The following is a 23,742-nucleotide window of genomic DNA, read 5'->3' as shown; positions in this document are numbered from 1 at the left end:
GTATCGGGCCCTGCCGGCAGGGCCCGATACCCGGCTTGGGGGGAGGGGGCTGGGTGAGGGGTGGTGGGGTGGTGCGGGGTTAGACGTCGCCGAAGGTGTCGTAACGGATGTTGGCCGGGGGTACGTCGTGCTGGGCCAGCAGGCGCAGGATGGAACGGACCATGGGGGCCGAGCCGGAGACGAAGCAGTCGTGGGTGGTCCACGGGCCGTACCGGGCCAGGACCTCGGCCAGGTCGCCCCGCTCGCCGGTGAAACCGTCGTCGACGCTGCACGAGGGCAGGACCGACAACCAGGGATGTCGGGCGGCCAGTTCGTAGAGTTCGGTGAGGCCGTACAACTCGTCCTGGCTGTGGCCGCCGAAGAAGACGTGCACCCACCGGGTGCGGTTGTACAGGGTCAACTCCTCGACCAGTGCCTTGATCGGGGCGAGGCCGACACCGCCGGCGACGCACAGGATGTCCCGGTTCGACTTCCGGTCGAGGACCATCGACCCCATCGGGGCCGCCAACCGGAGCAGATCCCCGGGCTTGATCTTGCGGACCAGGCTGCTGGAGACCCAACCGGCGCCGACCGCCCGGACGTGGAACTCCATCACGTTGTCCTCGGTCGGCGCGTTCGCGACCGAGTACGTACGCCACAGTCGTGGCTGGTAGCGGGGCACTTCGATGCTGACGTACTGGCCGGCACGGTAGGGCAGGGGGAACTGGAGCGGGCGGCAGGTGAAGACCGCCACGTCCCGGCCCCGCCGCTCATGGGTCAGCACCTCGGCATGCCAGAACGGCGGATTGGTGTCGTCGGCGGCACCCGCGATCATCTTCTCCGCGATCACCGCGTACGCGTCGCGCCACGCCTGGTCGTACTCGATGGTCCACTGCTCACCCCCGGCGGTCCGCAACGCGACCAGCAAGGCCTCGCCGACGAGCGCGTAGTGCTCGGGGCTGACGTGGTACTTCCGGTGATCGCGACCGAGCCCGCGCAGGAAGTCGTCGAACCGCTCCGGATCGTCCAGCGTCTGCATCGAGGTGACGATCGCCTCCAACAGCCGGTCCCGCTGGCCGTCCATCTGTACGGGGAACAGCTCGCGCAGTTGCGGGTTGGAGAGGAAGAGGCGGGCGTAGAAATGTCCTGCGATCTTGGACCGGTCCTCTTCGACCAGGGTCCAACTCTCCTTCAACACCTGCGCCAGGTTGTCCATTGCGCCCTTCTCGATGACGACGTGCGGCCGGCGCACGTGCGAGCTGATCGGATGGCGGGACCATGGGGCTGTCCGTCCCGATCAGGATGGACACTCTCCGTGGATGTCGGTCGCACAGAATGTGCGATCGACTCCGGGACGGGGGTGGCGCGTAAAACTTTCGGGTCCGGGGAGGTCGAGTCACGGGGGCGTGAGGCAGAGTGGTCGGGTGACGGTTGAGCTCGCCAGGCCGGTGTCCCGCCGGACCATCGGCACCGAGGTCCTGCTGGTACTCGGCGTCTCCCTCGGCCAGTCCGCGATCTACGCGATGGTGAACATCATCGGCCGGCTCACCGCCGACCGGCCGCTGTCCCAGCAGACCGCCACACTCAACGCGTCCCAGTCGGCCCGGCCGTGGCTCGACCTCACGTACCAGCTACTGAACATCGTGTTCGCGCTGGTTCCGGTGCTGCTCGCCGTACACCTGCTCAACCGCGACCGGGGCGACGCCCGCCTGACCCTCGGCCTGGACGCCCACCGGCCGGGCCAGGACCTGGCCCGGGGCGCGGGCCTGGCCGCGCTGATCGGCCTGCCCGGCCTCGGCCTGTTCTATGTCGCGGCCAAACTGGGGATCAACGTCTCGGTGGTTCCGACCGCCCTGCGCGACCTGTGGTGGACCGTCCCGGTGCTGGTGCTGGCGGCCGCACAGAACGCGATCCTGGAGGAGATCGTCGTCGTCGGCTACCTGGTGACCCGGCTGCGCGACCTCGGGTGGCGGGTCGGCGCGGTGATCGCGACGAGCGCGCTGCTACGCGGTTCCTACCACCTGTACCAGGGCTTCGGCGCGTTCATCGGCAACGCGATCATGGGCGTGATCTTCAGCCTCTTCTACCTGCGGACGAAGCGGGTCCTGCCGCTCGTGGTCGCGCACACGCTGCTCGACGTCGTCGCCTTTGTCGGCTATTCCGCCCTACCGTCGAGCTGGCTCGACTGGCTGTAGTCGATCATTCGCTGGCGGCGCGTTCAGTTGCCGCCGACCGCTCCACCGCTCACTCTTGCGGTGCGGTAGCGGGTCACCGCTCGCGCGGCCAACCGCTGCGCCGCGGCCGAGTCACCAGCGGCGGCGGCGAGCATCGCCGCACCGGGCAGCAGCCGGGCAGCCAGCCGCAGCATCACCCAACCACCGGCCTGCGCGGCGAGCGGTGTGGCCAGCCGCCAACCCGCCTCCGCCAACCGGTGCAGACCGCCACCGTCGCCATCCGGGGCCGCCGCCACCGCGGCGGCGAGGGCGTCGCGGGCGCTCCCGTCGTCCGGATGCACCTGGGTCAGGACCAGCAGGTCGACCGCCCGCTCCGGATCGGTCGGATCGCGGTCGTAGGCGGCCGCCAGGTGCAGCACCAGCTCAGCATGGGTCCAGGAGACCGCGGCCAGTTCGGCGAGCGGCGCGAACAGGCCGGCGGCAGCCGACGCCGCGCCACCCGCGCCGGCCAGCCGGACGAACCGGGTGGTGACCAGCCGAGCCAGGCCGTCCGGGGTCGCGGTGGGATAACTCGCCCTGGTCCGGGCCGACCAGGCCGCGGCCGTCGGCCCCAGCGCCCGTACGGCGGCGAGTGCCAGCAGCTCGGGGGCAAATCCGGGGTGCTCGAACAGGCGGGCGGTGATCGGTGGTCGGCCTTCTTCCCGCGTACGCACCAACGCCCGCTGGTCAGCCTCCGGCGCCTCGACCCTCGGTTCGGCCCCGGTCGGTTCGGCCGTTGCCGGTCGGGTGGTTCCCGGTTCGACGGTTGTGGGGTTGAGGGTTGCCGGTTCGGTGTCTCCTGGGGCGGCGGCCGCCGGTTCGGCGGTTGCCGGGTGGGGCTGTGTTGGCGGTGTCTGGGCGGGGACGGCCACGGGCTCGGCGCGTTTGGTCGCCTTCGAGACCTTTGTCGGCTTCATGGCGGCCCTCTTGCGGGCGGCTCGCTTGACCGGTGCCTGGGCCGGTGCCGGCTCGGCTACCGCACCGGGGCCGGGTTCGGACGTCGGCGGGGTGATGGGGAGCGGGGTGGAGGAGAGGGCGGCCGGGGTGGTGTCCTCGGGCTGGCCCGGCTCCTGCGGCGCGACCTTCTTCGACGCGGTCGTCTTTGGCGTGATGCTCTTGGGAGCGGTTGTCCTGGCGGCGGTGACCTTGGTGGGCGTCGTCTTGGCGGGGGTGGCCTCGGCGGCGGCCTTGGCAGCGGCGGCCTTGGCAGCGGTGGCCTTGGCAGCGGTGGCCTTGGCGGCGGTGGTCGACTTTCGCGGGGCGGTCGTCTTCCGGGCTGCCTTGACGGGTGGGGGCTCGGGCTGGTCGGCGGGTAGATCACCGGTGCTGTCCGAGGGGGTCGGGTTCCGGGTCGGCTCAACGGGAGGCGGCGCCGGGCGGGCCGGCTGCTCCTCGGACGGGGGCTGGAAGAGCACCGCCGGTGCGGCCCTGCCCGTACGTGGCGCGGTCGGTGGTGGCGGGTCCGGCTGCGGCGGGGCGGTGAAGGCTGCCTTCGGCGTACGGGAGCGGGGTGCTGACTTCGCCTGCGGTCGGCGGCCGGGCGGGGGGTCGGTGGGCGGCTGCTCCTCCATGTCCAGCGAGCCTAGTCCGGTTCATCGAGGTTCACCTCCCGGAAAGTTGGCCGGTACGAGCCGGCGCGCGGCGCTCGGCGGCGCGTCGCGTACGCCGCGCGGGATACTCGCTTTGCCTCCCCCGGTGGGGGACCTGTATTCTCGGTCGGCGGTGGTCTGCTGACCACCGGGGAGACTTCGCCTAGTCTGGTCTATGGCGCCGCACTGCTAATGCGGTTGGGGTCTTAAAGCCCCTCCCGGGTTCGAATCCCGGAGTCTCCGCGCGAGATTGGCTTGTGTATGCTGATCGAGCACCTGCGCCCGTAGCTCAACGGATAGAGCATCTGACTACGGATCAGAAGGTTAGGGGTTCGAGTCCCTTCGGGCGCACAAGATCAAACGACGTCTGACCTGCGGAAACGCGGTCAGGCGTTTTTTGTTGATTGTCCCTCATGGACGGTGGGTGCCACGTGGGTGTCATGGATGCGCCGTCACTCTCTGTAATCTCGCTTGGGTCGCATGGGTGTTGACCTGGCGTTTTGTGGTGGGGCTATCGCTTCTTGGCGGGCGCGCGTTTGTTTTTTGGGCGGGGGTTGGGGCGGTTGTTCTGGCCCCTCTTCCTGATCTTCTCGCGGGTGCGGCGGGCTGCGGCGAGGACCAGCCGGGCGGTCGCCTCGGCGCACTTACGCTGGGCATATGGCAGGACGCTGGTGTAGGTGTCGGCGGTGGTGACGATGCTTGCGTGGCCTAGTAGATCTTGCACGGTTTTGAGGTCGGCACCGGCTTCGTGGGCGAGGGATGCCGTGCCGTGGCGGAGGTCGTGGAGCCGGATCGGTGGGACGTCGGCTCGCTTGACGAGGCGGGTGAAGTGCCGGGTGGCGTAGCCGGGGTGTAGCGGCCTGCCGTCGGGGCGGATGAACACGTAGCCGCTGTCGTAGCAGGCTTTGCCTGCCACCTCCCGGGCGGCCTGTTGCTGACGCTGGCGGCGTAGGTGCTCGCGGAGCACGGCCACGGTGTGTTTGTCGAGGGCGACTGCGCGCGTGCTGGCGGCTGTTTTGGGCTCTCCCTCGATGACCTGGTGGCCGACGGTGGTGCGGCTGCGGAAGATGAACAGCACGCCGTGGTCGAGGTCGATGTCGGACCAGCGGAGGCCGCACGCCTCGCCGCGGCGTAGGCCGCGTAGGGCTATGAGCCACCACAGGGCGAAGAGCCGGTCGGTGGTGACCGCGTCGAGGAACGCGGCGAGATGAGGCGCGGTCCAGACGGCCACCGCCGGCCGTCGGCCGGTTGCCCGCCATTCCGCGACGCGCGCCGGTGTCCAGACCTGGGCGTGCGGCTTGCGGTAGGACGGGAGTTCGAGGTGCCGGATCGGGTTGGCGTCGAGTAGCCCCTCCCGGACAGCGAGGTTGAGCGCCGCTCGGAGGGTCGTCCGGAGGTGCTGCAGGCACGAGGGAGACTGTGGCTTGCCTCGTCCGTTGGTGGTCTGCGCGATGTCGTCGAAGCCGCTACGGATTCGGCGGATGTTGAGGTCGGCCAGGGTGATCCGGCCCATGTGCGGGATGAGGAACTGTTCGACGTCCCGGGTGTACTGGGCCTTGGTGGTCTGCTTGATCTTGGTGCGGGTGGACAGCCAGTACCGTAGCCACCGTTCGAGGGTCCATCCCTGGGCGGTGCGTTCCTCGCCGGTCTGGGTCAGCCACTCGTCGCGTGCTTGGCTGGCGGCGGTCTTCGAGCGGAAGCCGCCTCGGCGTGCCCGGGCGGGCTTGCTGAAGGCGTCGGTTGCGGAGCAGTCGAAGTACCAGGTGCCGTGGCCGCGTTCCGACAGGCGGGTGCAGTTCTGCTCCAGTCGTTTCTTCGTGTCGTTGTGCCGGCAGCCGCACCGCTTGTAGAGCTTTCCCGAACCAGCCATGATTCCTCCACATTTCATATGGTTCTTCAGAATTGTGAGCGCTGATCACATTCTCGCCCGAGGTGTGGGGAAGCAGGCGGACCGTTGGTCCGACAACGGTTGATTTTCGATGCGAGCCTGAAAGGCTTGGCAGAGCCAAGCAAGGCCAGCAATTCTGCGCCGGCGGGAGGACACAGGACCTTCGTGGGACGCCTGGTCGTTCTTTTTCGTCTTGGCTGCTGCCTTCGTCTTCGACACGCCTCGCAGGCCAGACCGCTGGTCACGGTGAGACCGAGCAGGTTGTCTGGGTACGGCATCATTCCCATGTGATGACGCGATTGCGGAAGGTGCTCGCGGTGGCAGGCGGATTGGGCCTTGTCGCCGCGCTGCTAATCCAGGTGCCGACATCGTGGTGGTCGGCGGGGTGAGACGCGATGCTGGCGAACGGTCCGCTGGCGGTGCTGATCGTGGTGAGCTCGTCCTGCCTCGTTGTCGGTAGCCGGGCTACGGAACGTATCGCCGCGATCGTGGGGCGGCGTCGCATCGCGCTGGATGAGGCGCGATCGTCGGCGCCGCTGCCACCAGAGCGGTCGCTGCGGCCGATCCCCACCTGGACGATCTTCGTTGGGGCACTGCTCGTTGCCCTGGTCACCCACCGTACCGCCGGCTGGTGGCGGAGCGGTGGAACGGGCACAGCTACGGGTGGAGACCATCCGGACGGGCCTGTCGATCGGGGCCGGGGTGGCGGGTGGACTAGCTTTGCTGCTCGCACTACGCCGGCAACAGGTGGCCGAGCGGACGCAACAGGCCACTGAGTACGACGCCGGCGAAAAGCGGGTTACCGAGCTGTACGTCAAGGCAGCCGATGGTCGGCTCAGACAAGGTCCGGTCTGACTCGCTGGTCTTTACGCCCTGGAACGCCTCACGAATGACAACCCGGCGCACCGGCAAGCATCGTAGAGGTGTTTTGCGCCTGCCTGGCTGACGCCGCCGGGCGGCTGGAGTGGGCACCGCCCGCTCTGCCCAGCTCGGTCCACGACCTGACTGCGGCGGAGGACATCGGCGCTGTCCGGTGATCCGCCCCGCCGGCACTGGCCGATGCGACGCCTCTGTGATCCTGCCACCACGCCCAGTGACTGCTGCCGGATTTGTTGACCCCCATCGGCGACACCGCGGCGTCCCGGCTCCGGCTTACGCCATGCCGGCGTGGCAAGTCGGCTGACCTCGCGGTGTTAGCTCTCGGCCGGACCACGGGAGGGAATGGGGTGTGACCTTCAGGTGCGCGGGCACGTTGTCGGGGGCGGCACATACCGCCGTCACTCACCGAGGTCGATGTTGACACGGGCCGTCATGCATGTTTCGCTCTAGTTCAGGTCAGCGAACGTCAATCGACGTTCCCAAATACGGGGGACTCATGAAACGTGTCAGCACCTAGTCGCGCCTTTAGGGCGGACTGCAGTCATCCCCCGAGCCCCGTTAAATCAGACCAGGGGTGGATTCCGCGCGCGGCTACGACGAAGCGGATGCCCGGCTTTCCTGTAGCTGAGCATCCTTGCCTGCGCGGAGAATAGGGCGTATCCAACGCTGTGCAAACCTGTTCCGGGCGGCGATATCCCGCGTGCCTGGTGCGGGTAGAACTGCTGCGGCCCAAGGCAAGAATGCCGCAGTTCACGATGCGTCGCGACGATCGCAATCGACTCCCTGTCCCATTGTCCCAGCATGGAGGATCACCTCACCGTGAGCACTGACCCGGTTACCACTGCAGCCGCACCCTCCGACCTGACCATGGACGGCCTCACTCGGGTACTGTTCGGACACGCAGCATTCCAGTATCTGAATGCCGCCTGCGAGCTGGGGTTGTTGGACGTCCTGCTCGACGACCCCAAGCTGACGAAGCCGGAGATCGGCCAACGCCTCGGCCTCGACGAGCGGGCCAACGACATTCTTCTCCTCGGCTGTACGGCGCTCGGCCTCACCAAGAAGACGGACGGCCAGTATGAGGTCACACGGGTCCTGGCCGACATGAAGGGTAATGGCGATCTGCAGCGCTTGAAGGACACCGTCGCCTTCGAACAGTACATCGTTTACGAGGGGCAACTCGACTTCACGGAGTCGCTGCGGCGCAACCGGAACGTGGGCCTGCGCCGAGTCCGTGGCACCGGCGCCAACCTCTACCACCGCTTGTCGGAGAACCCCGAGCTTGAGCGGGTCTTCTACGCCTACATGCGCTCCTGGTCGGAGCTCGCGAACAGGGAGCTGACCAGGGAACTCGACCTGAGTGGGGCGAAGCACCTGCTCGATTGCGGTGGCGGCGACGCCGTCAACGCCATCGCCCTCGCGAAAGCGAACCCGCATCTCCAGGTCACGGTCATGGAGATTCCGGCGACGGCGCGAATCACTAAACGACGGATCGCCGACGAAGGACTCAGTGACCAGATCGACGTGGTCGCGGGCGATATGTTCAAGGATCCGTTCCCGAGTCAGTGCGATGTGATTCTCTTCGCTCACCAGATGGTTATTTGGACGCTCGAGGAGAACACGCATCTGATGCGTCGGGCCTATCAGGCGTTGCCTGAGGGTGGCCAGTTGGTCATCAGCAACTCCATGTCGAACGACGAAGGCGATGGACCGACGGTGGCCGCCCTCGACAGCGTCTACTTCGCGTCCCTGCCCTCGGAAGGCGGCATGATCTACTCGTGGGAACAGCATGAAAAATGTATGCGCGAGGCCGGCTTCAAAAACATCAGCCGCAAGCAGTTCAGTGGCTGGACGCCGCACGGGATGATTTTGGGCCAGCGGCCGTAGTTGGCGGTTGACATGCCGAGGGGGCACCCGGGTCCGGGACCGTAGAAGGTTCCACCGTGCCTTTGGGAAGGAGGGCGTCCATGAAGTCCATGCCGCACGAAGATCAGCGCCGTTCGACGGAACCAGCAGTAGGCGGTCGCGTCTATGACAGGCAAAGGCACGGTGTCCACAACCTCCAGCGAGCGGAAGTGATCGCGGACCCGTACCGCTACATCCAACAGCTCCAGGAACTGGGCCCGGTGTTCTACGACGAGACTAGTCGGGTCTGGGTCTGCACCGGCTACGAGGAGTCGGTGAAGGTGCTGACCCGTCACGCCACCTTCTCGTCCGCCAGACTGATCAACTCGGAGGAGTTGCAGAGCAGAGGGCTGGGCGAAGCCGCTGACGTCGTAGGGATGCTGCAGAAGCAGCTCCTCTTCAATGACCCACCTGCTCATACCGCGGTCCGCGAAGCTCTCCGGGAGCAGTTCTCCGGCTCCCGTGTTCGCGCCTGGGGCCACGTCATGCAGGACATCGTCCGTCGGGCACTGGCAGGTCTACCAGCACACGGAACCGCGGACATTATCGCCGACTTCGCCGCCAACCTCTCCTCGCCGCTGATCGCCGCTCTGTTGGGGATGGAGGGACGGGAGAGTGAGATATGCCGGTGGGCGGACGCTTATGAGACTCTCCTCGGCAGCGTCTCCGCCCTGCCCGACGTACGCGACAAGACAGTCATACCGGTGCTCACCGACGCATTGGCAGCCCTGCAGGCGGCCGGCCGTGACCGGCTGGACGGCGAGCAGGAGGACCTCCTCAGCACGCTGGTCCGAGCAGGGCGTCCGCACGAACTCGACAAGTCTGGTGTCGACGAGCTCCTGTACGAGGTCGCGGCGAATTGTGTCGTCCTTGCCGGTGGCGGCTACCAGACGTTGACCCATCTGGTATCGACCGGGTTGCGCCTGTTCGACCGACACCCCGAGCAACAACGGCTCCTTCGCGAAGACCCCGATCTCATCGATTCGGCCGTAAACGAGATCTTGAGGTTGGACGGCTCGAGCCAGTACATCGCTCGTCGGGTCACGGAGCCGGCGCTCCTCGGTGGTCACGAGATCGCGGCCGGACAAAGTGTCCTCGTCCACCTCGGTGCAGCGAACGTGGATTCACGGAAATTTACGGATCCACTGGCCTTTGACATCCGACGAGGGGAGGCCCGGCACTTGGGCTTCGGGTTCGGCCGCCACTACTGCATTGGCGCACCGTACGCCGAGCGTCTCGCCGGGATAGCGATTCTTCAGTTCCTAAAAAAGTATTCAGATTACAGCTTTGGCGGTGATACCGACGCCTTGCGTTGGGGTCCCCACCCCAACACCCGCTGTCTGGCGTCGGCGCCGGTCCGGCTCGGCCGGCCCGAGGACCGGCCCGCGGATTCTGCTTCTCCTACTCGCCCCGCGTATGCAGACGGTCATGCGGATAGACAGGGGAGCGGAATCGCGGAGGCCGCAGCCACCTTGCGTTGGAGCGGCACTGTCCGGGGTCAAGCCGACCACGATCCCTGGCACGTGAAATTCTCCGAACAGGCGAAGCTACAGCCGGACAACATCGCGGTGGAAGCCGAGATCGAAGCCCTTACTTATCGCGAGCTGGACCGTCGAAGCAACACACTCGCGTATCAGTTGCGCAGCCTCGGTGTGCAGCCGGAAACAGTAGTCGCCATCGTGATGGAACGGGGGACGGACTTCGTCTGTGCCGTGCTCGCCGTCGCGAAGGCGGGTGGCTCCTTCGTCCTGGCCGATGTCACCTGTCCCCAGGACCGACTTGCCGGAATGCTGGAGGAGTCAAAGTCGTCCCTGGTGCTGACCGACGCCGCATCGTTCGCAACGTCTCAAGCCTTCTCGCTACGCACACCCACGGTGGTCGTCTCGACCTCACCGGACCACGAGTCGGCGCCGGTTACTGGAGTCAACGTAGGAAACACCGCCTATGTCGTCTTTACGAGCGGATCTACCGGCCAGCCGAAGGCGATCACCATCAGCCACGAGGGTGTGTCGAACCTGCACGAGGGACTGAACGACATCTTTCGTCTTAGCCCCACCGACCGGGTGCTGCAGTTCCTGTCGCCGAACTTCGACGGGTGCATCTCAGACATCGTCCTGACCCTCCTGTCAGGAGCGACCCTCGTGTTCGCGGACAGAACCAAGCTGCAGGTGGGTCCCCCGTTGGCCAGGACGCTGAAGCACCGAAGGATCACCTCCGTCATCCTGACGCCGTCGGTGTGGTCGAGCCTGCCGTACACTGACCTTCCCGACCTCAGGATCGGGGCTGCGGCCGGCGAACGACTCGCTTCACCCATCGTTCGAAAATGGCATGGCCCGCATCGACGTTTCCTGAATATCTATGGTCCGGCGGAAGCGGCGGCGCTGACCGCGTGGCATGAGTGCGGCGGCAGTGACGATAGGCCGCCCATTGGGCGGCCGGCGACGAACAAAAGGGTATACGTGCTCGACGGCGACCGTCCCGTGCCCGTCGGGGTAGAGGGAGAGCTGTGTATCGGTGGCATTGGTTTGGGTCGCTATCTCAATCGCCCTGACCTGATGGAGGAGCGGTTTGCGGCGGACCACTTCGTGGACAGGCCCGGCCAGCTCATCTATCGCACGGGAGATCGTTGCCGGTGGCGGCCGGACGGGACCTTGGAGTTCATCGGACGAGCCGACCGGCAGGTGAAGATCAGGGGCCACCGAATTGAACTGAACGAGGTGGAAAACGTCATCGCCGAGTTCCCGCAGGTCTCCGCCTGCACCGTCTATGAGGCAGAGGGGCAGTTGAGAGCCAGCGTCGTGGTCGCCGAAGGCACGCTCGACGAAGAAGCTCTGCGGCGATTTCTCGCGCCACGCCTGTACCCCCCGATGATACCGACTGTGTTCCAGCAGGTCGAGGACAGCGGGCGCACCATCAACGGCAAGGCCGACTGGCAGATGCCTCAGGTCAGCGGCCGCGACGATCGCTCCACCAGCAGCGACCCGGGCACCCCGACCTTGCAGGCAGCGGAGCAACCCGACGGCGCAGACACGGCGTGGAACCGGGCCCGCGCGACCTGGGCCGTGGCCCAGTTGTTCGCCCAGTGCCTGCGGCTGCCGCTCTACCGGGTCAGGAGTCAGTCCGACTTCTACTCACTCGGCGGGGACTCACTTTCCACTGCCGAGCTCTTTACTCTGATCAAAGATAGGTTTGGAGTCGCCATGGAGTTCGAGTCCCTGTTAAACAGTTGTACGCCGGAGGGTCTGGCTGAGGAGATCTGCCAACAGTTCCCGCCACAGAGACCCGCTCCGCCTCCCTCGACCCGGGTCGCCGGGTGAGTAGCGAGCGAGGGCCGGACACATCTCAGCTTCGGGTCGAGGTCGGCGGCCCGGAGGATTCCGCCGAAGGCAGCGTGCTGTATGTGCACGGCACACTCGATTCGTCGGTGAGCTTCATCCGGGGCTCCCGCAGATACCTGCCTCAGTGGCGCTCGCTCGCGTACGACCGTCGTGGGTGGGGCCACTCGCCCCGGGCCGGGCACGCCACGTGCGGGCTGGGCAGGCACGTGGCCGACCTGCAGGACATCCTGGCCAGGCACCAGCCCGACATCGTCGTCGGTCACAGCTACGGCGGCCTGGTCGCGCTCAATGCTCTCGGGCAGTCGCCGGCGCTGGCCGGTGCGCTCGTGGTGTACGAGCCGCCGATCCGCTGGCTCCCGTGGTGGCCTGACCTGGCGCCATGGGAAGCGCTCGTCCGGGAGGTGGACGCCGAGGACCCGACGGAAGCCGTCAGAAGACTGCGCAGCGCACTGCTGGGCCGGGAGGTGACGAGGGGCAGCAGCCGACCGGACGCCGACCTCGAGGACGGCCAGGCACTACTGGCCGAGATGTCCGACGCTGAACTCAACACCGTGGGATTCGAGCCGCTCACTTTCGGCGTCCCGACTGTCGCGGCGGCTGGCGTGAACTCGCTGGAGCACGATCGCAGCACTACTCGTGGCCTGGCCGAACTTGTCCTGCGTGGCGTGTATGTCGAGCTCCCACGTGCGACACACATCGCTCATATCACGGATCCAGAGGCGTTCTTCGGTCTCGTACGACGCGCAGAGGACTTGCGGCGCCAGGCGAAGTCCGCGGGATCTGATCACCACCTGACGTTGTCGAACCAAACGTGACACGTGCAAAGAGGGAGCCTGCAGTGACATTCGATCTTGCCGCACGGTACCTGCCCGGGATGTCCATCAGTGACTTCGAGCGGAGCTTTCGAGACCGCTTTCCGTACATGGCATCGACGCTCTGGCTGAGTCGTCCGGGACGAAACGAAGTGCTGGGGCCGATGTTCGCGGAGCCGAACGAGTTCGAGTCCAACAGCACCGGCCGCGGAGATTCGTACCGGCAGGCTCACCAGCAGAGCATGGTGAAGGCGGTCGGAGTGGCGCAGCTTCTGGAGCTGGCGTCCGGCGAGTCGAGTGCCGACGGGCTGCCGCCGGACTACCTTCTCCTGGACGTCCTCGGTGGTGACGGAACCGTCGCCCGGGCGGCGAGTCAGCTGCCGCACTGGTCCAGCCCTCGCCACTGGATCCTGACCGGCGATCTTTCGGGGCAGATGATCCGACAAGCTCTGGCGTACGAGCTACCGGCGGTTCGACTGGCTGCGCAGTTCCTCCTGTGCCGCGACGAAACGTTCGGGGGCGTGCTCTTCGCCTACGGTTCCCACCACATACCCGTGCATCAGCGCACTGCCTCGTACGCGGACGCCTTCCGCGTACTCCGGCCAGGCGGGCGCCTGGTCGTCCATGACTTCGAGATCGGCTCACCGACGGCGAACTGGTTCGAGACCGTGGTCGACACCTATTCGCCGAACGGGCACAAGTACACGCACTTCAGTCGCGCCGAACTGGAGACGGGGATGGCGGCGGCCGGATTTGCGGACGTCGCGGTCAAGCTGATCTACGACCCGATCGTCGTACATGCACGCGACGCTCACGACGCGCGACTAAGCATATTGAACTACCTCCTGGACTCATACGGTCTGACCTGCGACGAGCAGGACGCCGGCTCCGTCGTGGACTGGGTCGAGGACCATGTGGCCAAGTGCTTACAGTACGGGTCGTCCGGACTGGAGCAATTCGGCTCGGTCGTGTCCCCGCCCGTGCGTGACAGCGGAACCTTGTCCGTGTTCGAGACAGCGGACGGCTGGGTCGGCGAGTTGCCCCGCACCGCCCTTGTCGGAGTTGGACGTAAGGATTGATCTCGAGCGACCTCGCGACCCTCCGGTGCTTGCGCTTTCGGCTGCGTACGGAACAACAACAACTTTCCCCAGATCGTCGAACCGGGAGGCCGTGATGACTGAGCCAGAGATCTCGAGCCCCATCACGAAGGACGGCAAGCAGTTGGTCTTCAGCCCATCGCGATATGAGTCGCAGATGGGTTACTCGCGGGGTGTCCGCGTCGGCAACCAGATATTTGTCGCCGGCACCACCGCTATCGATGCGAATGGAAAAGCGTGCGCCGAGGACGTGGGTGCGCAAACCGACTACGTCATCAGGAAGATCCAGGCCACGCTTCACCAGTTGGGAGGAGAACTGCACCACGTCGTCAGTACTGTGACGCACCTGACGGATCTCAGCTACTTCGACGACTACGCACGAATGTTCCAGAAGTACTTCGGCGACATTACGCCCGTGAACACCACGGTCCAGGCGCCGCTCCTCCGGCCGGAACTCCTCGTCGAGATCACTGCGACTGCGGTTCTCGTGCAGTCGACCGACAGCACGAGCTTGAGTACCAGCTAGCGTCGCGCTGTCCGGGAACGATATCTGTTGCGCGCCCGCAGGCGGCTTCCATGAGGCTGCCCGGTTGGTGATCCGAAGCAAGAATGCCCGGTTAGGCGTGCCCGATCTCGAGCTTGCGAATGAGAGGTAACAAGGTGTGTGGGATCGCCGTCGTGGTAGATCGCGAGTTGGTGCAGACGGGCGACGACCGTGCTGCGGCTCGGGACAACGAGCTGATCCGTATGCTGGAGAGGATCCGGCATCGTGGGGATGCTGATCATTTTGGGGAGCGGGGTTTGGGAGCTCGCTTCTCGATGGGGACGAACCGGTTGGCCATCGTCGACCGTCCGCATGCGGCCCAGCCGTTGTCCGACGAGGCGGGACAGGTCTGGTTGGTGTTCAGTGGAGAGTTGTACGGCTTCCGAAGCATCCGACAGGAGCTGGAGGAGCTCGGGCATACCTTCCGCACAAACTCCGACACTGAGGTGGTACTGCGTTCCTACCTCGAGTGGGGAATCCCGTTCCTGCGGAAACTGAACGGCATGTTCGCGTTCGTCATCTGCGACAGCAGGGACGGATCGTTCCTAGCGGTGCGGGACCATGTCGGCATCAAACCGCTGTACTACCAGCTCCAGGACGGGGTCTATCGGTTCGCCTCCGAGCAGAAATGTCTGCTCGATCATCCCGCGCCCATTCGTCCGGTGCCGCCCGGGACCTACGTCCACAACGGCAGGGAGGTCCGCTACTTCGAGCTGGACGAGCAGCAGGTCCCGATCGCGAGCTCTGCGGCTTCCCGTAGGTATCGGGAGATCTTCGAGGACGCGGTTCGTAAGCAGGTCGACACTGACCTTCCGCTTGCCGTTCCGTTCAGCGGCGGCATCGACAGCGCGGCGGTATTGCAAGCGGCGCGGAGGTATCACCCCGACGTCACCGCCTTCACGGTCGGCTTCGAGGGAGCCGCAGATGTGGAGGTGGCGAGACGTTACTGCGAAGACTTCGGGGTCAAGCAGCATATCGTCCACTTAAACCGCTCGGATCTCATCGACATCATTCCCCGGATTGTTCACGGGGCCGAGTTGTTCGAGGTCGTGGACATCATCGACGCCTGCACGCAGTATCTCATCTATCAGGCCGTCAGAAAACACGGCATCAAGGTGGCCATCTGCGGGGACGGAGCCGACGAGGTGCTGGCCGGGTACGACCTGTTCAAGACGCATACGGATCCGGTCGGTCTGATGAAGTACCGGGTGGGCAACCTCCACCGCACCGATCTGCAACGGGTGGACCGCTCGAGCATGATGAACTCCGTCGAGGCGCGTGTGCCGTTCCTGGACCGCCATCTTCTCGAGTTCGCGTATTCTCTGCCGATGGATCTGAAGATCCGTGACGGCGTCGAGAAGTGGGTTCTTCGGGAGGCCATGCGCGACCGCCTGCCCGCCTACATCGTCGACCGACCCAAGATCCGCATGCCGGACGGCAGTGGCATCAAGAACGTCGTCATCAACTATGCGCGTGAGCATGTGGACGTGGACGACCGGGTCGCCCGCGGGATCGGCATCACCAGCACGGAAGGTGCCTATTTTCTCGACATCTTCTTGAAGGCAGGCTTCCCGCCGCCGGCCGAACGGTTCAAGCGACCCGTGGATGACTACGCGGCGAACGGCTACTTCGAATTCATTTCCTAGTACGCCGTCGCGTCAGTGGCCACGGACCCGGCAGTTGGGACGCGTTGAAGCTGTGCACAGTGTCTTTTCGGGAGGAGTTTTCAGATGTCATACCTCGACCCCGCCATCGCGGTCATAGATCCGGTTGCAGCGGCTGGGCCCTACGGCGGGGAAGGCACCGCCCTCGGCTTCAGAGTGATCTGTGTCCTGACGCAGGAATACCGCACCCCCTACATCACGCAGACGTTCGATCCGGCGGACTTCAGCGAGGTCTACCAACACTCCTCCATCGACGAGACGGTGGCGTTCCTGAAGGGCCGCGGTGTCGTCGCGGTCGTCCCGGGAGCTCCACCGTCTCTCAAGATCGTAGACGTGCTGGCTGAGTCGCTCGGGCTTATCGGCAATCCGACCGAGAGTCTGGAGGCCCGAAGGAACAAGCGTGTGATGAAGGAGTACTGGACACGGCACGGGGTCCCGTGTGCCGCGTTCCACGAGTCAGGGGATCTGGAGTCGATCATCTCCTGGGCTGACGGGCACCGCTATCCGGTGGTTCTCAAGCCGAATGCCTCGGTCGGGGGCGTCCATGTCTTCGTGTGCGCGAACCGGCAGGAGGTCGTCGACGCCTTCAACGTGATCGTGAGTCAGGCCGACCCCTACCACCAGCGGTTTTCGACGGTGCTGGCCGAAGAATACCTGGATGGCGACGAGTATTTCATGGACCTGGCGCACGCAGGTGACGGCGAGGCCGTGCCGATAGCCTTCGCCAAGTACGAAAAGATCCAGCGGGACGGAAACGCGAGCATCTACCGAAACATGTTCTCACTTCCGTTGGACGATCCGATCGCCCTAGCGGCCCTGCCGTACGTGAGGTCGGTCAACGACGCGCTCGACGTGCGTTACGGGATCAACGACACCGAATTCAAGATGACGTCACGCGGCTTGCGGGTCGTTGAGGTCAACAACCGCCTTCCGGGTGCCAGCGTTCCCTTGATGATCCAGAAGTGCTCGGGCCTCAACGTCTTCCAGGAGAACATCAGGATCTTCGTCGACGGGCGCCGTACGTCCGGGGACCACCACTTCGAGCGCCACTACAACATCTGTTGCCTCATTAACGACGAGCCTGGTGTGGTGCAGAGCTATGCGGGGCTCGAAGGGGTCAGGGAGCTTCCCTCGTACGACGGCGAGAGGATGATCGCTCCGCAGGGCGTTCACTGGCCGGTCACCCGAGACCTGGATGGCTGCTGGGGGCTGATCCGTCTCGTACATGAGGACCGGGAGCAGTTGTTCCGCGACGCAGAGGCGGTGCACGGCATGATGCGACTCCTGGTGGCCTAGTGTGCTGAGTCTTTGATTCGTTTGCAGTACGTCGCGAGGCTGTTGAGGATCTCGTCGGCGGTCTTGGTCCAGACGTACGGGCGTGGTTGCTCGTTCCAGATGGCCAGCCAGGCCCGGATGTCCTTCTCCAGGGCGACGACGCTGCGGTGGACCCCACGGCGGATGAGTTTGTTGGTTATCTCGGCGAAGAACCGTTCGACGAGGTTGAGCCAACTCGCGCTGGTCGGGGTGAAGTGCAGGTGGAAGCGGGGGTTGCGGAGCAGCCACCGCTTCACCGCCGGGGTCTTGTGCGTGGCGTAGTTGTCCAGCACCAGGTGCACGTCCAGATCACCGGGCACCGCCCCGTCGATCTTCCGCAGGAACTTCAGGAACTCCTGCTGCCGGTGCCGGCGGTGCACCGACCCGATCACCGTCCCGGTGGCCAGGTCCAACGCCGCGAACAGGCTCGTCACACCCGCCCGCAGGTAGTCGTGACTACGGCGTTCCGGCACACCGGGCTGCATCGGTAACACCGGCTGCGACCGGTCCAGGGCCTGGATCTGCGACTTCTCATCAACACACAGCACCAACGCCCGTTCCGGCGGGTCGAGATACAACCCGACGACGTCACGGACCTTGTCGACGAACAACGGATCCGTCGACAACTTGAACGACTCCGCCCGCCACGGCTGCAACCCGAACGTCCGCCAGATCCGCGACACCGTCGACTGCGACAGGCCCGTCGCCGCCGCCATCGACCGACTCGACCAGTGCGTCGCGTTACGGGGCGTCGACTCCAACGTCTCCACGATCACCCGTTCCACGTCCGCGTCACTGACCTGGCGTGGACGACCCGGCCGCGGCTCGTCATACAAACCATCGACCCGATGGACGACAAACCGCGACCGCCACGTGCCGACCGTCGGCAACGACACACCGAGCAGCCGTGACACCTCACTATTCGACAGACCCTGGGCGCAAGCCAGGATGATCCGCGCCCGCGTCGCGAGGGCCTGCGCGGTCGAACGCCTACGAGTCAACGCCTCCAACGCGTCCCGCTCGGCGCCCGTCAACTCCAGCAGGGCCAGCTTCGGCCCACGACCATCACCCATACCAGAACTAACAGGAAACTACGGACTCAGGACACTAGTGTGCTGAGTCTTTGATTCGTTTGCAGTACGTCGCGAGGCTGTTGAGGATCTCGTCGGCGGTCTTGGTCCAGACGTACGGGCGTGGTTGCTCGTTCCAGATGGCCAGCCAGGCCCGGATGTCCTTCTCCAGGGCGACGACGCTGCGGTGGACCCCACGGCGGATGAGTTTGTTGGTTATCTCGGCGAAGAACCGTTCGACGAGGTTGAGCCAACTCGCGCTGGTCGGGGTGAAGTGCAGGTGGAAGCGGGGGTTGCGGAGCAGCCACCGCTTCACCGCCGGGGTCTTGTGCGTGGCGTAGTTGTCCAGCACCAGGTGCACGTCCAGATCACCGGGCACCGCCCCGTCGATCTTCCGCAGGAACTTCAGGAACTCCTGCTGCCGGTGCCGGCGGTGCACCGACCCGATCACCGTCCCGGTGGCCAGGTCCAACGCCGCGAACAGGCTCGTCACACCCGCCCGCAGGTAGTCGTGACTACGGCGTTCCGGCACACCGGGCTGCATCGGTAACACCGGCTGCGACCGGTCCAGGGCCTGGATCTGCGACTTCTCATCAACACACAGCACCAACGCCCGTTCCGGCGGGTCGAGATACAACCCGACGACGTCACGGACCTTGTCGACGAACAACGGATCCGTCGACAACTTGAACGACTCCGCCCGCCACGGCTGCAACCCGAACGTCCGCCAGATCCGCGACACCGTCGACTGCGACAGGCCCGTCGCCGCCGCCATCGACCGACTCGACCAGTGCGTCGCGTTACGGGGCGTCGACTCCAACGTCTCCACGATCACCCGTTCCACGTCCGCGTCACTGACCTGGCGTGGACGACCCGGCCGCGGCTCGTCATACAAACCATCGACCCGATGGACGACAAACCGCGACCGCCACGTGCCGACCGTCGGCAACGACACACCGAGCAGCCGTGACACCTCACTATTCGACAGACCCTGGGCGCAAGCCAGGATGATCCGCGCCCGCGTCGCGAGGGCCTGCGCGGTCGAACGCCTACGAGTCAACGCCTCCAACGCGTCCCGCTCGGCGCCCGTCAACTCCAGCAGGGCCAGCTTCGGCCCACGACCATCACCCATACCAGAACTAACAGGAAACTACGGACTCAGGACACTAGTAGTGCTTTGTTAGGTCGTTGCGGCGTGTCGCTTGTGTGGGCATTCGTGACGATGTTTGGCTATGGGTGTGGATGAGCTGGGGCTCGCTCGGGTGCGGGCGCAACTGGAGGACTTCGCGGCGGAGGCGTTCGCGGGGTTACCACGCTCGGATCAGCGGGCGACCGGTCTGCGGTATCTGCGGGGGTTGATGCTGGACGGCCGGCGCAAGTCGATGCAGCCGATGGCGCAAAGGCTCGGGGTCGATCACCAGCAACTCCAACAGTTCCTGACCTCGTCGACCTGGGATGTGAAGGGTGTACGGCGGCGGCTGGCGACGGCTGCGGTTGACCTGGTGGCAGCACAAGTCTGGGTGGTCGACGACACCGGGTTCCCGAAGGACGGCAGAGCTTCGGCGTGTGTATCGCGGCAGTATTCCGGCACGCTCGGTAAGGTCGCCAACTGCCAGATCGCCGTCACCGTCCACGCCGCGACCGACGCCGCCTCAGCGGTGCTGGACTGGCGACTGTTCGTCCCGGAGTCCTGGGACGACACCTGCGTACCCGACACCAGCTTTGGGCGTGGAGGACCGGGCGGAGATCGTCGGTTGCACCGGGCGCGACAGATGGCGATCAAGGCCATCTGTCGCCGGTTGGGGGTCTCGCGTAACACGGTATGCAGGGCCTTGGCCGGTCATGGGCCGCCTCGCGATCAGCGGGCGGCGAAGCGCTCGATTGTGGACGCGGTGGAGCCGCAGATCCGGGCCTTGTTGGCGGAGTTCCCGGACATGCCGACGACGGTGATCATGGAGCGGGTCGCGTGGACTCGCGGCAGGACGGTGTTTGCCGATCGCATGCAGCAGCTGCGGTCGCTGTTCCGCCACCCGGATCCGGTTAACGCAGCCGTTTTGGCTCCGCTCTGGCCAGGTCGCCGTCGGGGCCGATGAGCTGGAATCATTGATGGCGAACTCGCGCAAGGGCAGCCGGCGAAGGCCGCTGTCCGATGAAGACGGCGCCGCTGGCTGGCGTTTCTGCGGTCGCTGACCGCCCACGGCGTGGCCGGGGTTCAGTCACCCTCATCTGGGCGATCTTCGACCAGCAACGCCGACCGAAATCTCGACCGCATCAATGTGGTGTGTGTCACAATGTGGTAGACCTGGATTGGTGCCTGTCTGACGTCCTCCTCTTGCTGAGAGTCCTCATTGAGGATCCTGGCGCGGCGCTGGAGCGGGGTAGGGCCTCCGCCTCTAACTCTTGTAGGGGGCGGCAACCATTGCGCAGGATCGGCCTCTGAGTACTGTTGGCGCTGCGCATAGACGGCTGGCCGATCCGCCGAGCAGGTAATACCGTCATCCGCATGCCGGAGCTGTTACTGCCGACCGTAGGGCTGGTGCGCGGACTTCGTCGAGTGTCGCGGCGACCAGGGTTCCGGCGTGCACGAGGACGGCTTCGGCCTGAGGGCTGCGCTGAGCCTGGACCGTGTCCTCATTCCCCTGCTCTGCGGGCACCTTGCCTCAGCGGTCAATAGCGAACGCACAGGCGGCGTCCCAGAGGGGCATTCGTGACACCGAGCGTGGTGCGGTAAGACATGACTCGATCACCCTCATCCGGTGACCCTCGCCGTAACGCTCGACGGATGGTTATGAAATCCCGGTCGGTCAGCAACGAACTCTGGCTGCAAACGCCCCTCGATTCCAAGTGATCGTCGGGTAGGCGAGTCATCACATCTCTCTTTTCATGTCACGTCAGCGAACGCCACGGGAATCATTCGTCTTAGCAGGTCGCCCTGGAGGTATAGGTCATGTTGGATGTGAAGCCTTACCGGGACACACTCGCGCTGCCGGGGTTGCGGCCCCTGCTGCTGGTCGCGATCCTCGCCCGGGTCCCGGTGGCGGCCACCGCGGTGGCGATGACGCTGCACGTACTCGATCTGGGTAGCGGATATTTCGCCGCCGGACTGGTCGGGGCCGCGCTGACGGTCGGTTCGGCGCTCGGCGCACCGCTGCTCGGCCGGCTGGTCGACCGGCGCGGCCTGCGGCCGATGCTGCTGCTGACCACGGCGGTCTCGGCGCTGTTCTGGGGCACGGCGCCGGTCCTGCCGTACCCGGTGCTGCTCGGTGCCGCGTTCGTCGGCGGGCTGCTCACCCTCCCGGTCTTCTCCGTGGTCCGGCAGTCGATCGCCGCGCTGGTCCCGCCGACCCAGCGCCGTCAGGCGTACGCGCTGGACTCGATGTCGGTCGAACTCAGCTTCATGATCGGTCCGGCGGCGGCGGTGGCCCTGGCCACCAGTGTCTCGCCCACCCTGACCATGTATGCCGTCGGCGGCGGCATCGTGCTGGCCGGACTCACCCTGCTGGTGCTCAACCCGCCGACCCGGGCCCGGGACGAGGAGACGACGCCGGCGCAGCCGCTGCCCCGCCGGGAATGGCTGACCCCACGGCTGATCGGGCTGCTCGCTGGTGGCGCGGCCAGCACGCTGGTGATCGCCGGCACCGAAGTGGCGGTGGTGGCGGTGCTGCGTGACGCCGGTCAGGTCGACTGGACCGGCGTGGTGCTGGCGCTCTGGGCCTCGTACTCGTTGGTCGGCGGCTTCACCTACGGAGCGCTGTCCCGCCCGGTTCCGTCGCTGAGCCTTGCCCTGCTGCTCGGTCTGGTCACCATTCCGGTCGGTCTGGGCAGCGGCGAATGGTGGCTGCTGGCCCTAGTGCTGCTGCCGTCCGGGGCGCTCACCGCGCCGACCATAGCCGCCACCGCCGACGCGGTGAGCCGGCTGGTGCCGGCGAGCGTACGGGGTGAGGCGATGGGCCTGCACGGTTCGGCGATGGTGGTGGGGCTGGCGCTCGGCACCCCGCTGGCCGGGGCGGTGATCGATGCCTCCGTACCGGCCTGGGGGTTCGCCGCGACGGGTTTGCTCGGCGCGCTGATCGCACTGGCGGTGGTACCGGCCGAGTTGCGTCACCGGCGGTCCGACGCTGCCGCCGCCGAAGTCACCCTCACCCACACCGCCGGCCCCACGCCCGATTCCGTCTCCGTTCGAGCATCCACCGGATCAGAAGGTTAGGGGTTCGAGTCCCTTCGGGCACACAAGATCAAATGGCGTCTGACCTGGGGAACCCCAGGTCAGACGCCTGCGTCGCGCCGAGGTTCGCCGCCTGCTGAGGGGTGAGCGGGATTGTTGTGCGGTCCCAGCAGCCCGACACCAACGTTGCGGCCAGGTGCCGGACCGTGTCGTGGTCCATTCCGCTGATCTTGCTCAGATCGGCGGTGGGCTGTTCCGGGTTGTCGATGGCCAACGTCACCGATGGCGGCTCGTCACCGTGCCCGTCGGGCGAGTTGAACGCTTCAAGGTCGACCGTGCGAGCTTGAGGTCGTCGGCATCATCGATTTGGATGCCGTACACGGCGGCCATATGCCGGGTGTGCAGGCGGTCGCCGTCTTCTGTGTGGCAGTTTCCCTCGCACCACACCGGGCACGGCGGCTGGGCTGGCTTTGTGGGTGGAAGCAGGTAGCCGGCGTGTGACCACATGGCGAAGTCCATCACCGCGTCCACCGCCTGCTGTTCGGTGCAGTTCAACCGCGAGGCCCGCTCGGGGACGCTCAGGCCCTGCTGGGTGAGGAGCTCGGCGATCGCGCCGCGGAGCACGCTGATCTTCTGTCCGGCCGTCAGGCCCTCGTCATGGACCACCCGGTCGAGCAGGTCTCGGTCGGGGCTCGGTCGATCCGGCGTCGGTGCTGGGCCGGCCAACGACTGGGCGGCCGCGATCGGCTGGTTGTCTCCATCGCGGGCCAGGGCCACGACCCGGCCGATTGCCGTCCGCACCTGTTCGGCCTCGTCGAGCGTGAGGCACAACACCGCCGCCGCGCCCTCGATCGAGAACTTCACCACCGGCTCGAACGCGTCGGCGCGCTGTTCCATGTCGACCTCCAACTGCTGCGGCCGGTACGCCTGGGCGCTGCACGACTCTCCGGCCGTACTCACCGAGTGATGCAGCGACAGCAGCACAGGTGGCGAGTCGTCTGGCCAGTGGAGCCGATCATCGAGTTCGTCGCCGTCCAGATGGATCGCGATGCACCAGGGTGGGCACGCCCGCTTCAGCCAGTACGGCCGGTGCGTTTGTCGGGCTACCGCGACTGCCTCTCTGATTGATGTAGCGAGGTAGCCGGCGTCGGCCAGGCTGACCGGATCCGAGGCGGATATGAACAGCTCCGCTAAAGGACGTCTCGTAACTCGATAGGTGGTCCATGGTGGATCATGTCGGTGTGCAGGTGATCTCGGCAGCTCGCCCGGAGTGGATCTTCCCGTT

Annotated in this window: 16 protein-coding genes, 2 tRNA genes and 2 pseudogenes; 13 read left to right on the top strand and 7 right to left on the bottom strand. The window is 65.9% G+C overall.

Translation table 11 applies throughout. The annotated features are described in order from the left end of the window. Positions 1 to 79: 79 nt before the first annotated feature. Positions 80 to 1,195: a globin domain-containing protein gene (locus ACWEFB_RS37195; RefSeq protein WP_326561736.1), complete on the bottom strand. Its 1,116-nt coding sequence runs from the start codon at positions 1,193 to 1,195 to the stop codon at positions 80 to 82. A gap of 208 nt (positions 1,196 to 1,403) precedes the next feature. On the opposite strand from ACWEFB_RS37195, the gene ACWEFB_RS37190 reads away from it, so the two are divergent. Continuing rightward, complete coding sequence (locus ACWEFB_RS37190; protein WP_452292931.1) at positions 1,404 to 2,174, top strand: CPBP family intramembrane glutamic endopeptidase; 771 nt, start codon at positions 1,404 to 1,406, stop codon at positions 2,172 to 2,174. A gap of 23 nt (positions 2,175 to 2,197) precedes the next feature. Here ACWEFB_RS37190 and ACWEFB_RS37185 read toward each other — a convergent pair whose 3' ends face one another. After that, a complete protein-coding gene (locus tag ACWEFB_RS37185) occupies positions 2,198 to 3,763 on the bottom strand; it encodes a hypothetical protein (protein ID WP_452292930.1) in 1,566 nt (521 codons plus the stop codon). 170 nt (positions 3,764 to 3,933) lie between these two features. Between ACWEFB_RS37185 and ACWEFB_RS37180 the strand changes: the two genes are divergently transcribed. Further along, positions 3,934 to 4,024 (top strand) — tRNA-Ser (locus ACWEFB_RS37180). A 35-nt stretch (positions 4,025 to 4,059) separates the two neighbouring features. Next, positions 4,060 to 4,132, top strand: a tRNA-Arg gene (locus ACWEFB_RS37175). A gap of 160 nt (positions 4,133 to 4,292) precedes the next feature. Here ACWEFB_RS37175 and ACWEFB_RS37170 read toward each other — a convergent pair. After that, positions 4,293 to 5,651, bottom strand: coding sequence for a tyrosine-type recombinase/integrase (locus ACWEFB_RS37170; protein WP_452292929.1), 1,359 nt, complete (start codon positions 5,649 to 5,651; stop codon positions 4,293 to 4,295). A 603-nt stretch (positions 5,652 to 6,254) separates the two neighbouring features. Here ACWEFB_RS37170 and ACWEFB_RS37165 point away from each other — a divergent pair. From ACWEFB_RS37165 to ACWEFB_RS37130, 8 genes and pseudogenes are all read left to right on the top strand, one after another. Next, positions 6,255 to 6,682 (top strand): annotated as a pseudogene (locus ACWEFB_RS37165) (hypothetical protein); the annotation flags it as partial. A 667-nt stretch (positions 6,683 to 7,349) separates the two neighbouring features. Beyond that, complete coding sequence (locus ACWEFB_RS37160) at positions 7,350 to 8,435, top strand: methyltransferase (RefSeq protein WP_452292928.1); 1,086 nt, start codon at positions 7,350 to 7,352, stop codon at positions 8,433 to 8,435. Positions 8,436 to 8,515: 80 nt separating this feature from the next. After that, complete coding sequence (locus tag ACWEFB_RS37155; RefSeq protein ID WP_452292927.1) at positions 8,516 to 11,770, top strand: amino acid adenylation domain-containing protein; 3,255 nt, start codon at positions 8,516 to 8,518, stop codon at positions 11,768 to 11,770. After that, positions 11,767 to 12,606 (top strand): alpha/beta fold hydrolase, encoded by an 840-nt coding sequence (locus ACWEFB_RS37150; RefSeq protein WP_452292926.1) that lies wholly within the window; start codon positions 11,767 to 11,769, stop codon positions 12,604 to 12,606. Before ACWEFB_RS37155 ends, ACWEFB_RS37150 begins: the two co-directional genes overlap by 4 nt. Positions 12,607 to 12,629: 23 nt before the next feature. Then, on the top strand, positions 12,630 to 13,682 hold the full coding sequence (locus ACWEFB_RS37145) for a class I SAM-dependent methyltransferase (protein ID WP_452292925.1): 1,053 nt from the start codon (positions 12,630 to 12,632) through the stop codon (positions 13,680 to 13,682). Between the two features lie 94 nt (positions 13,683 to 13,776). Then, positions 13,777 to 14,226: a RidA family protein gene (locus ACWEFB_RS37140; RefSeq protein ID WP_452292924.1), complete on the top strand. Its 450-nt coding sequence runs from the start codon at positions 13,777 to 13,779 to the stop codon at positions 14,224 to 14,226. Between the two features lie 152 nt (positions 14,227 to 14,378). Next, on the top strand, positions 14,379 to 15,890 hold the full coding sequence (locus tag ACWEFB_RS37135) for an asparagine synthetase B family protein (RefSeq protein WP_452292923.1): 1,512 nt from the start codon (positions 14,379 to 14,381) through the stop codon (positions 15,888 to 15,890). Positions 15,891 to 15,974: 84 nt separating this feature from the next. Further along, entirely contained in the window at positions 15,975 to 17,204 is a 1,230-nt protein-coding gene (locus ACWEFB_RS37130) for an ATP-grasp domain-containing protein (protein WP_452292922.1), read from the top strand. On the opposite strand, the gene ACWEFB_RS37125 is transcribed toward ACWEFB_RS37130, so the two are convergent. Beyond that, positions 17,201 to 18,295 (bottom strand): IS630 family transposase, encoded by a 1,095-nt coding sequence (locus ACWEFB_RS37125; RefSeq protein ID WP_452292921.1) that lies wholly within the window; start codon positions 18,293 to 18,295, stop codon positions 17,201 to 17,203. The genes ACWEFB_RS37130 and ACWEFB_RS37125 overlap by 4 nt on opposite strands. Before the next feature lie 34 nt (positions 18,296 to 18,329). Further along, positions 18,330 to 19,424, bottom strand: coding sequence for an IS630 family transposase (locus tag ACWEFB_RS37120; protein ID WP_452292921.1), 1,095 nt, complete (start codon positions 19,422 to 19,424; stop codon positions 18,330 to 18,332). Positions 19,425 to 19,530: 106 nt separating this feature from the next. Between ACWEFB_RS37120 and ACWEFB_RS37115 the strand changes: the two are divergent. Continuing rightward, a pseudogene (locus tag ACWEFB_RS37115) lies at positions 19,531 to 20,004 on the top strand (IS701 family transposase); the annotation flags it as partial. A 1,235-nt stretch (positions 20,005 to 21,239) separates the two neighbouring features. Further along, the gene (locus ACWEFB_RS37110; protein ID WP_452292920.1) at positions 21,240 to 22,499 is read left to right on the top strand and encodes an MFS transporter; all 1,260 of its coding nucleotides are present in this window, start codon (positions 21,240 to 21,242) and stop codon (positions 22,497 to 22,499) included. Between the two features lie 28 nt (positions 22,500 to 22,527). Here ACWEFB_RS37110 and ACWEFB_RS37105 read toward each other — a convergent pair whose 3' ends face one another. Together ACWEFB_RS37105 and ACWEFB_RS37100 are read right to left on the bottom strand one after the other, a co-directional pair. After that, positions 22,528 to 22,737 carry a hypothetical protein gene (locus ACWEFB_RS37105; RefSeq protein WP_452292919.1) on the bottom strand — a complete coding sequence of 70 codons (210 nt, stop codon included), beginning with the start codon at positions 22,735 to 22,737 and terminating at the stop codon, positions 22,528 to 22,530. Continuing rightward, positions 22,734 to 23,441 carry a hypothetical protein gene (locus tag ACWEFB_RS37100; RefSeq protein WP_452292918.1) on the bottom strand — a complete coding sequence of 236 codons (708 nt, stop codon included), beginning with the start codon at positions 23,439 to 23,441 and terminating at the stop codon, positions 22,734 to 22,736. Before ACWEFB_RS37100 ends, ACWEFB_RS37105 begins: the two co-directional genes overlap by 4 nt. Positions 23,442 to 23,742: the final 301 nt, after the last annotated feature.

This window comes from Micromonospora sp. NPDC004704, assembly GCF_053601675.1.
This window is presented reverse-complemented; position numbering and strand designations above follow the sequence as displayed.

What these genes read in the sequence shown, in the direction of transcription:
- ACWEFB_RS37195 (WP_326561736.1), bottom strand. Translation starts at nt 1,195, where the DNA reads ATGGACAACCTGGCGCAGGTGTTGAAGGAGAGTTGGACCCTGGTCGAA.
- ACWEFB_RS37185 (WP_452292930.1), bottom strand. Translation starts at nt 3,763, where the DNA reads ATGGAGGAGCAGCCGCCCACCGACCCCCCGCCCGGCCGCCGACCGCAG.
- ACWEFB_RS37170 (WP_452292929.1), bottom strand. Translation starts at nt 5,651, where the DNA reads ATGGCTGGTTCGGGAAAGCTCTACAAGCGGTGCGGCTGCCGGCACAAC.
- ACWEFB_RS37160 (WP_452292928.1), top strand. Translation starts at nt 7,350, where the DNA reads ATGGAGGATCACCTCACCGTGAGCACTGACCCGGTTACCACTGCAGCC.
- ACWEFB_RS37155 (WP_452292927.1), top strand. Translation starts at nt 8,516, where the DNA reads ATGAAGTCCATGCCGCACGAAGATCAGCGCCGTTCGACGGAACCAGCA.
- ACWEFB_RS37140 (WP_452292924.1), top strand. Translation starts at nt 13,777, where the DNA reads ATGACTGAGCCAGAGATCTCGAGCCCCATCACGAAGGACGGCAAGCAG.
- ACWEFB_RS37130 (WP_452292922.1), top strand. Translation starts at nt 15,975, where the DNA reads ATGTCATACCTCGACCCCGCCATCGCGGTCATAGATCCGGTTGCAGCG.
- ACWEFB_RS37125 (WP_452292921.1), bottom strand. Translation starts at nt 18,295, where the DNA reads ATGGGTGATGGTCGTGGGCCGAAGCTGGCCCTGCTGGAGTTGACGGGC.
- ACWEFB_RS37120 (WP_452292921.1), bottom strand. Translation starts at nt 19,424, where the DNA reads ATGGGTGATGGTCGTGGGCCGAAGCTGGCCCTGCTGGAGTTGACGGGC.
- ACWEFB_RS37110 (WP_452292920.1), top strand. Translation starts at nt 21,240, where the DNA reads ATGTTGGATGTGAAGCCTTACCGGGACACACTCGCGCTGCCGGGGTTG.